This window comes from Streptomyces tibetensis (assembly GCF_040647715.1).
Taxonomy (GTDB): Bacteria; Actinomycetota; Actinomycetes; order Streptomycetales; family Streptomycetaceae; genus Streptomyces; species Streptomyces tibetensis_A.
The window spans coordinates 172,640-187,426 of the sequence record NZ_JBEZCR010000008.1 but is presented as its reverse complement, the minus strand read 5'-3'; the positions used below and the strand labels follow the sequence as shown (position 1 = coordinate 187,426).

Sequence of the window (14,787 nt, the reverse complement as noted above, 5' to 3'; positions counted from 1 at the left end):
ACCCGCCCGGGAATCAGCTGTCGCCTTCTCGCTCCGCCAGGAACTTCTCGAACTCCTGGCCGATCTCGTCCGCCGAGGGGATGTCCACCGGCTCGGCGAGCATGTTGCCCCTGGTCTCGGCGCCTGCGACGGCGTCGTACTGGTGCTCAAGGCCCTCGATGAGCGCGGTGAGGTCCTCGTCGCCCTCGCGGATCTGCCGGTCGATCTCCGTCTGGGTGCGGTGGGCGCCCGAGCGCAGGGCGTGGGCGATGCCGGGCAGGACCAGTCCGGTCGCCGCCGTGATGGCCTCCAGGACCGTCAGGGCCGCGTCCGGGTACGGGGAGCGGGCGATGTAGTGCGGGACGTGCGCGGCGACGCCCAGGACGTCGTGCCCGGCCTGGAGCAGGCGGTACTCGATGAGGGACTCGGCGCTGCCGGGCACCTGTGCCTCCTCGAAGGGGCTGGGGTGGCCCGGGACGAGGTCGGTGCGGTTGCCGTGCGGGGTGAGGCCGACGGGCCGGGTGTGCGGGACGCCCATCGGAATGCCGTGGAAGTTCACGGAGAGGCGGACGCCGAGCCGCTCCACGATCTGCTTCACGGCGGCGGCGAAGCGCTCCCACTCGACGTCCGGTTCGGGACCGGACAGCAGCAGGAAGGGCGCACCGGTGGCGTCCTGCACGAGCCGCACCTCGAGCGCGGGGTCCTCGTAGTCGCTCCAGCGGTCGCGCTTGAACGTCAGCAGCGGGCGGCGGGCGCGATAGTCGACAAGCCGGTCGTGGTCGAAGCGGGCGACGACCTGATGGGGCAGGGAGTCCAGCACCCGGTCGACGATCTGGTCGCCCGTCTCACCCGCGTCGATGTATCCGTCGAAGTGGTAGAGCATGACAAGTCCGGCCGACTCCTGGGCCAGCGCCATGTCGACGACGGCCAGCCCCTTCGGCTCCCAGGCGTACAAATCCTGCGGATCAAGCACAGTGACCACTCCTCCTCGTGTTCACACCGCACAACGCCGTTGTGGGCGTGGGCATTCCCGCAGGAGGAGATTCATGATCTTGGCAGTGGGAGAAGCGCCCCGTCAGGGGCGCGGGGAACTGCGCGACGAACCCCCACGGCCCGCAGCCGGACGATGAGCCCGAAAACACCGAGGGGCCGCACCTCGAAAGGTACGGCCCCTCGATCAGGAGCTACAGCTCAGTGGGCGTTCAGCTCTGCCCACCGGCCAGCTTCTCGCGCAGCGCGGCCAGCGCCTCGTCCGAGGCCAGCGCGCCGGAGTTGTCCGGGCCCTCGGAGGAGTACGAACCGCCACCACCGGACGCGGCCGGAGCGGCAGCCTCGCCACCCTCGGCAGCGGCCTTCTCGTCCGCCTCGCGGGACTTGATGACCTGCGCCTGGTGCTGCTCGAAGCGCTGCTGCGCCTCGGCGTACTGGGTCTCCCACGCCTCGCGCTGGGTCTCGTAGCCCTCGAGCCAGTCGTTGGTCTCGGGGTCGAAGCCCTCGGGGTAGATGTAGTTGCCCTGGTCGTCGTAGGACGCGGCCATGCCGTACAGGGTCGGGTCGAACTCGACCGCGGCCGGGTCGGCACCGAAGGACTCGTTGGCCTGCTTCAGCGAGAGGCTGATGCGACGGCGCTCGAGGTCGATGTCGATGACCTTGACGAAGATCTCGTCGTTGACCTGGACGACCTGCTCCGGGATCTCCACGTGGCGCTCGGCCAGCTCGGAGATGTGAACCAGACCCTCGATGCCCTCGTCCACGCGGACGAACGCACCGAACGGAACCAGCTTCGTGACCTTGCCGGGCACGACCTGGCCGATCTGGTGGGTGCGGGCGAACTGCTGCCACGGGTCTTCCTGGGTCGCCTTCAGCGACAGGGAGACACGCTCGCGGTCCATGTCGACGTCGAGGACCTCGACGGTGACTTCCTGGCCGACCTCGACAACCTCGGACGGGTGGTCGATGTGCTTCCAGGAGAGCTCGGAGACGTGGACCAGACCGTCGACGCCACCCAGGTCCACGAAGGCACCGAAGTTGACGATCGAGGAGACGACGCCGGAACGGACCTGACCCTTCTGGAGGGTCGTGAGGAACGTCTGGCGGACCTCGGACTGGGTCTGCTCCAGCCAGGCACGGCGGGACAGGACCACGTTGTTGCGGTTCTTGTCCAGCTCGATGATCTTCGCCTCGAGCTCCTTGCCCACGTAGGGCTGGAGGTCGCGGACGCGGCGCATCTCGACCAGGGAGGCCGGGAGGAAGCCACGGAGGCCGATGTCGAGGATGAGACCACCCTTGACGACCTCGATGACGGTACCGGTGACGATCCCGTCCTCTTCCTTGATCTTCTCGATGGTGCCCCAGGCACGCTCGTACTGGGCGCGCTTCTTCGAGAGGATCAGGCGGCCTTCCTTGTCCTCCTTCTGAAGGACGAGGGCCTCGATCTCGTCACCGACGGCGACGACCTCGTTGGGGTCGACGTCGTGCTTGATCGAGAGCTCGCGGCTCGGGATCACACCTTCGGTCTTGTAACCGATGTCGAGCAGGACCTCGTCCCGGTCGACCTTCACGATGACGCCGTCGACGATGTCGCCGTCGTTGAAGTACTTGATCGTCTCGTCGATCGCGGCGAGGAAGGCTTCCTCGTTACCGATGTCGTTGACCGCTACCTGCGGGGTGGTGGCGGTGGTCTCGGTGCTGCTCGTCATGTGGGAAAGGGCTCCGGTACGGACATTGAAGTCGTAGGTACTGCTACGCCGGGAGCCCGTTTCGCTCTGCAGAAGCCGGACAGCCAAGGAAGCGCCACTCAGAAACGGTGGCGCCTCGACAACCGAGGGGACATACATACAGATGCGAGCGCAGCCTGCTACGTCTGAGGTGCGCAGGCCCGCAGCGCAACTTGTAGCATACGGGGGCAGCCGGGCAGGGTCAATGCGCGAAGCCGCCCACGCGGGGCGAACGCCGCATATCCGGCACAAGTCGTGTCGTACGAGGCCACGCGCGGCGCGCGACGCCCCCCTTTGCGACACCGCCGGCACCGGCCGGACAGCAGAGCCCGCACACTAGTACGAGGGAGCCGATCATCCAAGAGTCCGAAGCGTCCGAACCCGAGGCCACCCGGCGCGACGCCGATGTCACGGAAAGCTCCCGGGCCAATCGTGGCTGGTGGGACCGCAACGCGGACGAGTACCAGGTCGAGCACGGCACCTTCCTCGGGGACGACCGCTTCGTGTGGGGCCCCGAGGGTCTGGACGAGGTGGAGGCGGAACTGCTCGGCCCGCCGGAGGAGCTGAAGGGCCGGGACGTCCTGGAGATCGGCGCCGGCGCCGCCCAGTGCTCGCGCTGGCTGACCGCCCAGGGAGCGCGCCCGGTCGCCCTGGACATCTCGCACCGGCAGCTCCAGCACGCGCTGCGCATCGGCGGTTCCTTCCCCCTGGTGTGCGCCGACGCGGGTGCGCTCCCCTTCGCCGACGGCTCGTTCGACCTGGCCTGCTCGGCGTACGGGGCGCTGCCCTTCGTCGCCGATCCGCGTCAGGTCCTGCGCGAGGTGCGCCGGGTGCTGCGGCCGGGGGGACGCCTCGTCTTCTCGGTGACGCACCCGATCCGCTGGGCCTTCCCGGACGAGCCGGGGCCCGAGGGGCTGTCGGTGTCGGCCTCGTACTTCGACCGCACGCCCTACGTCGAGCAGGACGAGGAGGGCCGGGCGGTCTACGTGGAGCACCACCGCACCCTCGGCGACCGCGTCCGGGACGTCGTCGCGTCGGGCTTCCGGCTGGTCGACCTGGTGGAGCCGGAGTGGCCCGCCTGGAACTCCTCGGAGTGGGGTGGCTGGTCGCCGCTGCGCGGGAACCTGATCCCCGGCACGGCGATCTTCGTGTGCGAGCGGGACTGAGCTGGACCGAGGCACGCGCGCGTGGGACCCGTTCCCCGGCGTACGACACTGAGGGCGTGATCCGTTACGACGCCCTGGAAGCCCTGCCCGTCCGCGGTGCCCTGCCCGCCCTGACCGAGGCGCTGGAGGGGCACGGCACCGCCGTCCTCGTGGCGCCGCCCGGCACCGGCAAGACGACCCTGGTGCCGCCGGCGCTGGCGGGCTTGCTCGGGGAGGGGCCCGCGCGGCGGGTGATCGTGGCCGAGCCGCGGCGGATCGCGGCCCGGGCGGCGGCGCGGCGGATGGCGTGGCTGCTGGGCGAGAAGCCCGGCGAGAGCGTCGGCTACACCGTGCGCGGGGAGCGGGTCGTCGGGCGGCACACGCGCGTGGAGGTCGTCACGACGGGTGTGCTGGTGCAGCGTCTGCAACGGGACCAGGAGCTGGCCGGTGTCGACGTGGTGCTGCTCGACGAGTGCCACGAGCGCCACCTGGACGCGGACACGGCGGCGGCGTTCGTGTGGGACGTACGGCAGACGCTGCGCCCCGATCTGCGGCTGGTGGCCGCCTCGGCGACGACCGACGCGCAGGGGTGGGCGCAGCTGCTGGGCGGGGCGCCGGTGGTCGAGGCGCAAGGAACCGCGCATCCGGTGGAGACCGTGTGGGCGCCTCCGGCACGGCCCGTACGCCCGCCGCACGGGATGCGGGTCGATCCGGCGCTGCTGACGCACGTGGCGTCCGTGGTGCGGCGTGCGCTGGCGGAGCGGGACGGGGACGTGCTGTGCTTCCTGCCGGGCGTGGGCGAGATCGCCCGGGTCGCCGGGCAGCTCGGGGGGCTCGGGGACGTCGAGGTCCTCCAGGTGCACGGCAGGGCACCGGCGGCCGTGCAGGACGCGGTGCTGGTGCCTGCGGAGCGGCGGCGGGTCGTGCTGGCCACGTCGGTCGCGGAGTCGTCGCTGACGGTGCCCGGGGTGCGGGTGGTCGTGGATTCGGGACTGGCGCGCGAGCCGCGGGTGGACCACGCGCGCGGGCTGAGCGCGCTGACGACCGTACGGGCGTCGCAGGCCGCCGGGCGGCAGCGGGCGGGCCGGGCCGGGCGTGAGGCTCCGGGAGCGGTGTACCGCTGCTGGGCGGAGGCCGAGAACGCCCGTCTGCCGCGGTATCCGTCACCGGAGATCAAGGTGGCCGACCTGACGGCGTTCGCGCTGCAGGCGGCGTGCTGGGGGGATCCGGACGCGTCCGGGCTGGCGCTGCTGGACGGGCCGCCGAGCGGGGCGATGGCGGCGGCGCGTGACGTCCTGGCGGCGGTGGGGGCGGTCGACTCCGGCGGGCGGGCCACGGAGCGGGGACTCGTACTGGGCCGGGTGGGTGTGCATCCCCGTCTGGGGCGGGCCCTGGTGGATTCCGTGCCGCTCGTGGGGGCCGAGCGGGCCGCGGAGGTCGTCGCCCTGTTGAGTGAGGACGCTCCGCGGGAGTACGGCGATGATCTGGCGGGTGCGTTGCGTCGTGCCCGGCGTGGGGGCGACGCCTACGCGTCGCGGTGGCGCGGTGAGGTCCGGCGGCTGCGGGCCGCCGTTTCCGGCGTTTCCCCCTCCCCCACCCGTAACCGGCCGCACGATGCCGGCGCCGGGGCCTGGGCGGACATCTCCGAGGAGCGTCAGGTCGGGGTCGTTGCCGCTCTCGCCTTTCCCGAGCGCATCGCCAGGAGTGACGGCGGGTCGTACCTCATGGTGTCCGGGACCCGCGCCGAGGTCGGCGACTCCAGCGCGCTGCGGGGCGTCCCCTGGATCGCTTCCGTCGTCGCCGACCGGCCCGTAGGGAAGGGGCACGCGCGGGTGCGGCTCGGGGCCGCGGTCGATGAGGACGTGGCCCGGCTCGCCGCGGGAGCCCTGCTGGAGGAGCGGGACGAAGTCCGCTGGGACGGCGGGGACGTCGTGGCACGTCGGGTGGAGCGGCTGGGGGCCGTGGAGCTCGCGGTGCGGGCGCTCGAGGAAGCCGATCCGGGCCTGGTGCGCGCCGCGTTGCTCGACGGGCTGCGGCGGGAGGGGTTCGGGCTGCTGCGATGGTCGGCGGAGGCCGGCGTTCTGCGGCAGCGGCTCGCGTTCCTGCGGTTGCATCGCGGTGAGCCCTGGCCTGACGTGTCCGACGAGGCGCTGCACGCGCGCGTGGAGGAGTGGCTGGAGCCGGAGCTCGGCCGGGCACGGCGGCGGGCCGATCTGGCGCGCATCGACGCCGGGGAGGCGCTCGCCCGGCTGCTGCCCTGGGCGTCCGGTCAGGCGGGGCGGCTCGACGAGCTGGCCCCGGAGCGGTTGACGGTGCCGAGCGGGTCGAGGATCCGGATCGACTACTCCCGGCCCGAGCAGCCCGTGCTGGCGGTGAAGTTGCAGGAGATGTTCGGGCTCCAGGAGTCGCCCCGGGTCGCCGGGGTGCCGCTGCTGGTGCATCTGCTGTCCCCGGCCGGGCGGCCGGCCGCCGTCACCGCCGACCTCGCGTCGTTCTGGCGGGACGGCTACAAGGGGGTACGGGCGGAGCTGCGGGGGCGGTATCCCAAGCACCCCTGGCCCGAGGACCCGGCGGGGGCCGAGCCGACGCGGCACACCAACGCGCGGCTCAGGCGCTGACCGACGACGGTTCCTCGGCCGCCGTGGACGCCGGGCCGCGGCGGCGGCGGCCGCGGGCCTCCAGGTACAGCGCGAGGACCAGCAGCAGGACGCCGAGGGCCAGGAAGCCCCACGGCAGGTAGGACGTCATCAGCAGGATGGGCAGACGCTGGGACTTCACCAGGTCGACCGTGTGCGTGAGGTAGTCCTCGCGCATCTTCACGTGTCCCGCGAAGGCGGTCACCTTGTCGCGGTCGCCGAGGAGGGCGCCGCCGCGCAGTTCCTCCCGGTGGATCTCCTCGCCGTACACGGGGGCGCCGGTGAGGGGTTCCACCCAGAACTTGCGGACCGTGGTGTACCAGCGGGTCGTGCCGGTCTGCGCCACCGCCTCGGGGGTGAGGCCTTTGACGGGCAGGGTCTTGGGGATCTTCACCTTGGTCCAGGGGATGGTCTGCTCGAAGTAGTAGACCTCCAGGCCGCGGAAGTCGCGGGTGCCCTTGTAGGCGATGGGGGCGGTGACGCGGGCCTGGGCGTCGAAGTACTCGTAGTCCCGTTTCTCGGTCAGGAAGGGCCACTTGAACTCGATGCCCCGGCGGCGCACCGGGTCGCCGTCGACCATCTCGCCGGTGGCGTGGACGGGCTGCTGGGTGTGGGCGTCGAAGATGTAGCGCTCGGGGATCTTGGAGACCATCCTGCCGTCGGGGCCGACGACGTAGGACAGGCCGTCCCAGACGACGACGTCCCGGCCCGCCGACTCCTCGATCCGCTCGGAGGCCTCCACGTCGCCCTTGAGGGTCTGGACGATGGTGACCTTGGAGACCTTCTTCGCCTTCATGGTGCCGTAGTCGAGGAGGGTGGCGTTCTTCACCTCCAGGACCATGTCCTGGTACTGGTTCGCGGGGACCTTGGCCAGGCGCGGGAAGGCGTACCAGCGCAGCAGCGGGGACAGCGCCGCGAAGAACACGGCGAGGGCGAGCAGGACCAGGCCGGCCTTGCGGCGCATCTCGGCCTCCCTCCCGGGCGGGCGGTCAGGGGTGTGCGGGCACGGTCGTCAGCAGCGGTTTCGGGGACGTCCCGCCTGACGGGGAGCCGAGGGCGGTCAGCGTCAGGACCACGGCGAACGCGAGGGCCAGACCGGTGGCGGCGGCGATGAGAGCGCGCATGTGAACCTCCCCACGGGTCGCGACGGGCGGAACTGATGCTCCGTCAGGTTCTTCGGCACCGTAGCAACGCGCGACGGAGATGAGAACACGTTGCACACACAACGACGCCCCTCCTTGTAAGAGGGGCGTCGTCTGTCGTACCTGAGAGCTACGCGCTCGGCTCGGCCGAGGGGCTCGGCGAGGACGTCTCGGCCGCGGCCACGGTCAGTTCGACCGTGAGTGTCGCCCCGCCCGCCGTGGTGATGCGGAGCAGGAACGTGCCGGTCGTGTCGTCGGCATACAGCCTGGGCAGCTTCAGCAGGCCCTTCGCGTCCGTCTTCAGACCCGTGAGGGTGCGGAGGGCCTTGCCGTCGGCGTCCTTGAAGTAGGGGCCCTTGTCGTCGGCGGTCGGGTCGTCCGCCGACTTGACCAGTGTGGCGGTGGCCGCGACGCCGTCGGCGACGGCGCCCTTGTAGGTGGCCTTCACCGTGACCTGGTCGAACTCGCCGCCGGGGGCGCAGGTCAGCGCGGCGTCACCGGTGCGGACGAGGGCGTCGGCCGCGCGCTCGGTCACGGTGGCCTTGTAGTCGAGGCCCGGGAGGGCACGCCCCACCACGGTGGCGCGGACGGTGACGGCGCCGGTCTTCTCCCCCGCCTCGAGGGCGGGCGCCACGGCCACGCCGGAGCTGTTGGTGGCGACGGTGGCCACGCTCTCGCCGCCGGTGAAGGTCGTGTCCGTGTCACCCACGATGGTGAAGCGCACCCTGACCTTGGCGACGGCCTTGCCCGCCTCGGTCTCGGCGCGGGTACTGATCCGCCGGTCGAACGCGTCGCCGGCCATGGCGGCGAGCTTTCCGGTGCCGGCGTCCTCCAGGTGGTCCACCGTGTCGGTGGGCGTGGGGGGTGCCGTGGGCGGCGGCGACGGGGTGTCGCCGGGCGGCGTGGTGGGCGGCTTCGGGGTCGTCGTACCGCCGTCGCCCGGCTTCTGGGGCCTGTCGGAGGTCGGGGGCTTGGGTGCCGGGCTGCCGGGAGCGGTGGTGCCCGGTGCGGTGACTCCCGGTGTGGTGGGCGTCGGGCTCGCGCCGGCGCCGTCGTCGCTGCGGTTGTCGGGCAGCGTGCCCGTGCCGTCCGGGACCTCGTGGGTGCCCTTGCGGTAGTACTCCAGCCACCTCATGACCAGGTTGAGGTAGTCCCGCGAGTTGTTGTAGCTGAGGATCGCCCGGTCGAGGTCGCCCTGCTGGGACAGGTCCCAGTTGTTGCGGCACAGGTAGTGGGCGGCGGCGAGCGCGGCGTCGTAGACGTTGTTGGGGTCCTTCTTGCCGTCGGCGTTGCCGTCGCGACCGGCCCAGGCCCAGGTGGAGGGGATGAACTGCATGGGGCCGACGGCCTGGTCGTAGTTGCTGTTGCCGTCGTACGCGCCGTCGTCGGTGTCCTTGATGAGGGCGAAGCCGTTGCCGTCGAGCTCCGGGCCCAGGATCTTCTTGATGGTGGTGCCGTCGGCGTCGACGCGGCCGCCGCGTGCCTGCCCCGACTCCACCCGGCCGATGGCCGCGAGGAGTTGCCAGGGCAGGTTGCAGCCGGGCTTGGCCTCGCGCAGCGCGGCCTCCGCCTTCTTGTAGGCGTCGAGGACGGTCGCGGGGATGCCGGCTTCCGTCGTGCCCGTGCCGCCGGGGCCGGGGCCCGTGGTCGGTGACGGGTTCGGGCTCTTCAGCGGCGGCAGGTCGGTGTAGTACGGCGAGTTGCCGGTGGCGCTGCCGTGGGATTCACTCGCTTCGGGGGAGGGCATGGCGTCGGCGGCGGTCTGTCTGCCGTGGTCGTTCACACCCGGAGCCTGGGAGGCGGACAGGGCCGCGACCGCCACCGCGGCCACAGCGGTCGTCGCCGCCCCCTTGCGCAGCCTCCTGCCGAATTGCGCCGCCATAGAGTGAACCCCTCCCGTGGACGCCCGAGCGTCCGTCTACGTCTGCAGTGTTCGCCCTGTTGTGACGATCCAACCGCCCGAGGGGTTGCCCTCCGACAGCCACAACTCTGTTCTCGTGCGTGCTCTGCTCTCAACCGCCGTCGCACATTCGACGCGCTCCCCGCGCGACGACTCTGGCGACCCTACGACAACTTCTTTTGCGCGGGCACCCGTTCGTGACCGTTTTTCACCAGTTGGTCATGGGCGCTGGTGACGTCGGGTGCAGGGCGGCATCCCGCATACTGGGCCACTCACCGCCGAGACCCCGGCCTCGGTGCAACGACCGTCGCGAGGAGCCGAGTTGCCGTTCACCCTGAGCCATGCGGCAGCCGTACTGCCCGCCGTCCGCACCGACGGCACCGGCCGGGGCCCGCTGGTGCCGGCCGTGCTCGTCGCGGGTTCCTTCGCGCCCGACATGACCTACTACGCGGCGAGTGTCTTTTCCGGGGCGATGGAGTTCGGTGACGTCACGCACGGGTTCCCGGGTGTGTTCACGGTCGATGTGCTCATCGCCTGGGCGCTGGTGGGGTTGTGGCTGCTGATGCGTGAGCCGCTCGTCGCGTTGCTGCCGGGGGCCCGGCAGGGGCGGGTGGCGGCCCTGCTGCGGTGCGGGGCGCCCCGCGCGCGGGTACGGCTGTCGCTGGTGGCGCGGTGGTACGGGTCCGCGGTGCTCGGCGCGGCGACCCATGTGGTGTGGGACGCGTTCACGCATCTCGACCGGTGGGGAATGCGGCTGTTCCCGGTGCTGGGCCGGGAGGTGGCGGGCTCACCGCTGTACTGGTACCTGCAGTACGGCGGTTCGGCGGTGGCCGCGGTCGTGATCGCCGTGTTCGTGGCGCACGCGCTGCGGCGGGCGTCCGTGGGCGAGCCGGTGGGGGTCCCTGTGCTGGCGGTGCGGGACCGGTGGGCGGCCGCCGCCCTGATCTGCGGCTTCGCCGCGGTGGGGGCGGTGCAGCGGGCGTCGCGGTGGTGGGCGTACTGGGGCTCGGCCGCGAAGCCGTGGGAGATCATTCCGACGGTGTGCTTCGGCGCGGGCGCGGGACTCGTCCCGGCGCTGCTGCTCTACGCCGTGGGGGTTCGCGTGCGGCGTCCGGTCGCGGTCCCGGTCGATCCCGCGCCTGCCGCGGCTACGGAGCCGAGCCGCCCGGCCGCTCGCTGACGACGCCGTCGGTCGTCGTGATGTAGACGGTGATGGTGGTGTGCGCGGGGCGGGGGGCCGGGAGCAGCGTGCGGACCAGGGTCAGACAGCCGCGGGCCAGCCGGGCCCAGGGACGGGAGGGCTTGCCCTGCGCGCCGGGGGTGCCGGGGAGCCGTACCTCGACGGGTACGGGGCCGGTGACGGGGAGCGGACCGCTACCGGCCGTCGTGGTGTCGGCACCGACAAGACCGGTCAGAGCAGCCACGGCGTCACTGCCGACGAGACCGGTCAGGGCGGTCAGAACGGCCAGAGCGTCGGTACCGGCGAGGGCTGGAGCGTCGGTAGCGGCCAGGGCTGGAGCGGCGGTAGGGCCGCCTGTCCCCGGGAGAGCCGTGGCCGCAGCCACGTCGGTGGAGGCGGCAGAGGTGGCGGAAGTGGCGGACCGTCGCCCGTCGGTGGCCAGACGCCGACGGAGGTCCGCCGTCGCGCGGCGCAGGGCCGTGCCGAAGGTGGCGGGCACGCGAACCGTACTCGCGGCGGCCTCGAACGCCGGGACCGGCTGCGGTGCCCCGCCTGGACCCGTGCGACTAAGGAACGTTCGTATACCCATGCCCCGCATCCTTGCGACCGGCGGGGGCGGGGGCGCCTTCTCGGCGGCCACGCGAGTGACGGTTTCCGTGGGAGGGCTCGGCAGATGGGCCGGGCAGGTGGGTGGCCGAACACCCGGCACCCGTCCAGGACGGAAACCCGGGAAACCCCGCCCCATGAGGGGACCCCGGGAAACCCCGCCCCATGAGGGGACCCCGGGAAGCCCCGCCCCATGAGGGGACCACCCCGGAAAGCCCTGCCCAAGACGCAGCCCCGCGAAGCCCGACCCAAGACGCAAAGGCGGGAAGGCCCCGCCCCCAGACGGCCCGCCAGCCCCTGCCGAAGCAGGACCCCGGGCCCTGGTCGAGGAAGAACCGGCGGGCGGGTGCCGGTCGCCCACCCGGCCCCGCCCCCTCGGATCCTGTCGGCCCTGGCCGAGGGACACCCTGCGGGCGGCGGCGGTCCGGCCGCCCAGCTCCCTCGGATCCTCGGCCCTGGCCGAGGGATGCGGGCGTACCGGTCCGGCCACCCAGCCCGCCCCCTCAGATCCCGGGCCCTCGCGCCTCCCCGGCCGAGCCGCGCAGCGCCTAGTGTGCTGCCGACTCCCAGTCCGCACCCGAGCCCACCGAGACGCCCAGGGGCACGCGGAGGTCGACGGCGTTCGCCATCTCCCTGCGGACCAGTTCCTCGGCGGCGGCCCGCTCCCCGGGGGCGATCTCCAGCACGATTTCGTCGTGGACCTGGAGAAGCATGCGGGAGGCGAGGCCGGCGTCCTTCAGGGCGGCGTCGACCTTGAGCATGGCGATCTTGACGATGTCGGCCGCCGTGCCCTGGATGGGCGCGTTGAGGGCCATCCGCTCGGCGGCCTCGCGGCGCTGGCGGTTGTCGCTGTTGAGGTCGGGGAGGTAACGGCGGCGTCCGAAGAGCGTCGCCGTGTATCCGGTCGCCCGGGCCTCGTCGACCGCCCGGCGCAGATAGTCCCGTACGCCGCCGAACCGCTCGAAGTACGCGTCCATCAGGGCACGGGCCTCGGCCGCCTCGATGTTCAGCTGCTGGGAGAGGCCGAAGGCGGAGAGGCCGTACGCCAGGCCGTACGACATGGCCTTGATCTTGCGGCGCATCTCGGCGTCCACCGCGGTCGGCTCCACCGCGAAGACCTGGGAGGCGGCCGTGGTGTGCAGGTCCTCGCCGGAGGTGAACGCCTCAATCAGGCCCTCGTCCTCGGAGAGGTGGGCCATCACGCGCAGCTCGATCTGGCTGTAGTCGGCCGTCATCAGCGACTCGAAGCCCTCGCCGACGACGAAGCCGCGGCGGATGGCCCGACCCTCGTCGGTACGGACCGGGATGTTCTGCAGGTTCGGGTCGGTCGAGGACAGACGGCCGGTCGCGGCGACGGTCTGGTTGAACGTGGTGTGGATGCGGCCGTCCGCGGCGATCGTCTTGATCAGGCCCTCGACGGTGACGCGGAGCTTTGCCTGCTCGCGGTGGCGGAGCATGATCACCGGGAGCTCGTTGTCCGTCTGTGTGGCGAGCCAGGCGAGGGCGTCGGCGTCCGTGGTGTAGCCGGTCTTGGTCCGCTTGGTCTTGGGCAGGGCCAGCTCGCCGAACAGGACTTCCTGGAGCTGCTTGGGCGAGCCCAGGTTGAACTCGTGCCCGGCCGCCGCGTGGGCCTCCTTGACCGCCTGCTGGACGGCACCGGCGAACATCTGCTCCATGGCCTCCAGGTGAGGCCGGTCGGCGGCGATGCCGTGCCGCTCCATGCGGGCGAGCAGTGCGGACGTGGGCAGCTCCATGTCGCGCAGCAGGTCGGCGGCGCCGACCTCCTCCAGACGGCCCTCGAAGGCCTGGCCCAGGTCGAGGACGGCACGGGCCTGGATCATCAGGGCCTCGGCCTCGGCGGCGTCGTCCGCGCCGAAGGCCAGCTGGCCGTCTGCCGCGGCGGCCGGGGTCAGCTCGCGGTGCAGGTACTCCAGGGACAGCGCGTCCAGGTCGAAGGAGCGGCGGCCCGGCTTGACCAGGTACGCGGCCAGGGCCGTGTCCATGGTGACGCCCTCGACGCTCCAGCCGTGCTCGGCGAAGACACGCATGGCGCCCTTGGCGTTGTGGAAGACCTTGGGCCGCCCGGCGTCGGCGAGCCAGGCCGCGAAGGCCTGCTCGTCGGCCTCGTCCAGCTGGGAGGGGTCGAACCAGGCGGCGGGGCCTGCGGGCGCGGCGAGGGCGACCTCGGCGACGGAGCCGGTGCCGAGGGCCCAGGTGTCGACCGTGGCGACACCGAGGGGCTGGGTGCCGTGCTCGGTGAGCCAGGCGGGCAGCTCGCCGGTGCCCAGCACCGTGCCGTCCAGCTCCACGCCCTCGGCGCTGATCGGGGTGGTCTCGGCCTCCTCGGCGCCGGGGTCGACGGCGAAGAGCCGCTCGCGCAGCGACGGGTTGCGGATCTCCAGGGTGTCCAGGACCATCGCGACGGCCTTGCGGTCGTAGGCCGCGCGCTCCAGCTCGGTGACGCCCTTGGGCAGCTCCACCCGGCGCTCCAGCTCGGTGAGCCTGCGGTTGAGCTTGACGGACTCCAGGTGGTCTCGGAGGTTCTGGCCGGCCTTGCCCTTGACCTCCTCGACGCGCTCGACGAGCTCCGCGAAGGAACCGAACTGGTTGATCCACTTCGCGGCGGTCTTCTCGCCGACGCCGGGGATGCCGGGGAGGTTGTCGGAGGGGTCGCCGCGCAGGGCCGCGAAGTCGGGGTACTGCGCGGGCGTCAGCCCGTACTTCTCGAACACCTTCTCCGGGGTGAAGCGGGTCAGCTCGGAGACGCCCTTGGTCGGGTACAGCACGGTGGTGTGCTCGCTGACCAGCTGGAAGGAGTCCCGGTCGCCGGTGACGATCAGCACCTCGAAGCCCTCGGCCTCGGCCTGCGTGGCCAGCGTGGCGATGACGTCGTCCGCCTCGAAGCCGTCCACGGCGAAGCGGGCCGCTCCCATCGCGTCCAGCAGCTCGCAGATCAGATCGACCTGGCCCTTGAACTCGTCGGGGGTCTTGGAGCGGTTCGCCTTGTACCCCGTGAACTCCTGGGACCGCCAGGTCTTGCGGGAGACGTCGAAGGCGACGGCGAAGTGCGTGGGCGCCTCGTCGCGCAGCGTGTTGGCCAGCATCGACGCGAAGCCGTAGATCGCGTTCGTCGGCTGGCCCGTCGCGGTGGTGAAGTTCTCCGCGGGCAGCGCGAAGAACGCGCGGTAGGCCAGCGAGTGCCCGTCCATGAGCATCAGTCGCGGCCGGCTGCCGCCGGAGGTCTGGTCGGTCGTCTTCGATGCTGTCTCTGCCACGCCCCCGATCCTGCCACGCCCCACTGACACTCCGCCCCGGCCCCACGGGTGCCGTGCCCGGCCGTACCGGGCGGGGACAGTGCCCGCCCCGCGCCATCGACGCCCCACCCGGCCCGACCGCCCCGTGCAAGCGGCGCCCCACCCAGCCCGTCCGCCCCATGCCATCGACGCCCCACCCGGCCCGTCCGCCCCATGCCATCGACGCCC

General features: G+C 72.2%; 10 protein-coding genes. 3 read left to right on the top strand and 7 right to left on the bottom strand.

Going from position 1 to position 14,787, the window contains the following annotated elements:
- Nucleotides 1-13: 13 nt before the first annotated feature.
- Together AB0B29_RS22390 and rpsA are read right to left on the bottom strand one after the other, a co-directional pair.
- A complete protein-coding gene (locus AB0B29_RS22390) occupies nt 14-952 on the bottom strand; it encodes a PAC2 family protein (RefSeq protein WP_104779439.1) in 939 nt (312 codons plus the stop codon).
- Nucleotides 953-1,181: 229 nt separating this feature from the next.
- Nucleotides 1,182-2,678, bottom strand: a complete 1,497-nt coding sequence (rpsA, locus tag AB0B29_RS22385) for a 30S ribosomal protein S1 (RefSeq protein WP_361928368.1) — start codon at nt 2,676-2,678, stop codon at nt 1,182-1,184.
- 371 nt (nt 2,679-3,049) lie between these two features.
- Between rpsA and AB0B29_RS22380 the strand changes: the two genes are divergently transcribed.
- Nucleotides 3,050-3,862 (top strand): class I SAM-dependent methyltransferase, encoded by an 813-nt coding sequence (locus tag AB0B29_RS22380; RefSeq protein ID WP_362243077.1) that lies wholly within the window; start codon nt 3,050-3,052, stop codon nt 3,860-3,862.
- 56 nt (nt 3,863-3,918) lie between these two features.
- On the top strand, nt 3,919-6,459 hold the full coding sequence (hrpB, locus tag AB0B29_RS22375) for an ATP-dependent helicase HrpB (protein ID WP_362242449.1): 2,541 nt from the start codon (nt 3,919-3,921) through the stop codon (nt 6,457-6,459).
- Here the strand turns inward: hrpB and AB0B29_RS22370 are convergent.
- The 3 genes from AB0B29_RS22370 to AB0B29_RS22360 form a co-directional block, all read right to left on the bottom strand.
- Nucleotides 6,449-7,441 carry a DUF3068 domain-containing protein gene (locus AB0B29_RS22370; RefSeq protein WP_362242446.1) on the bottom strand — a complete coding sequence of 331 codons (993 nt, stop codon included), beginning with the start codon at nt 7,439-7,441 and terminating at the stop codon, nt 6,449-6,451. The two genes, hrpB and AB0B29_RS22370, sit on opposite strands and share 11 nt — an antisense overlap.
- A 25-nt stretch (nt 7,442-7,466) precedes the next feature.
- Complete coding sequence (locus AB0B29_RS22365) at nt 7,467-7,601, bottom strand: SPW_0924 family protein (RefSeq protein WP_107426737.1); 135 nt, start codon at nt 7,599-7,601, stop codon at nt 7,467-7,469.
- Between the two features lie 148 nt (nt 7,602-7,749).
- Complete coding sequence (locus tag AB0B29_RS22360) at nt 7,750-9,501, bottom strand: lytic transglycosylase domain-containing protein (protein ID WP_362242443.1); 1,752 nt, start codon at nt 9,499-9,501, stop codon at nt 7,750-7,752.
- Nucleotides 9,502-9,841: 340 nt separating this feature from the next.
- On the opposite strand from AB0B29_RS22360, the gene AB0B29_RS22355 reads away from it, so the two are divergent.
- Nucleotides 9,842-10,699, top strand: coding sequence for a DUF4184 family protein (locus AB0B29_RS22355; protein WP_362242440.1), 858 nt, complete (start codon nt 9,842-9,844; stop codon nt 10,697-10,699).
- Here AB0B29_RS22355 and AB0B29_RS22350 read toward each other — a convergent pair.
- Nucleotides 10,668-11,198 carry a hypothetical protein gene (locus AB0B29_RS22350; protein WP_362242437.1) on the bottom strand — a complete coding sequence of 177 codons (531 nt, stop codon included), beginning with the start codon at nt 11,196-11,198 and terminating at the stop codon, nt 10,668-10,670. The genes AB0B29_RS22355 and AB0B29_RS22350 overlap by 32 nt on opposite strands.
- A 655-nt stretch (nt 11,199-11,853) precedes the next feature.
- The gene (gene polA / locus AB0B29_RS22345; protein ID WP_362242435.1) at nt 11,854-14,580 is read right to left on the bottom strand and encodes a DNA polymerase I; all 2,727 of its coding nucleotides are present in this window, start codon (nt 14,578-14,580) and stop codon (nt 11,854-11,856) included.
- Nucleotides 14,581-14,787: the final 207 nt, after the last annotated feature.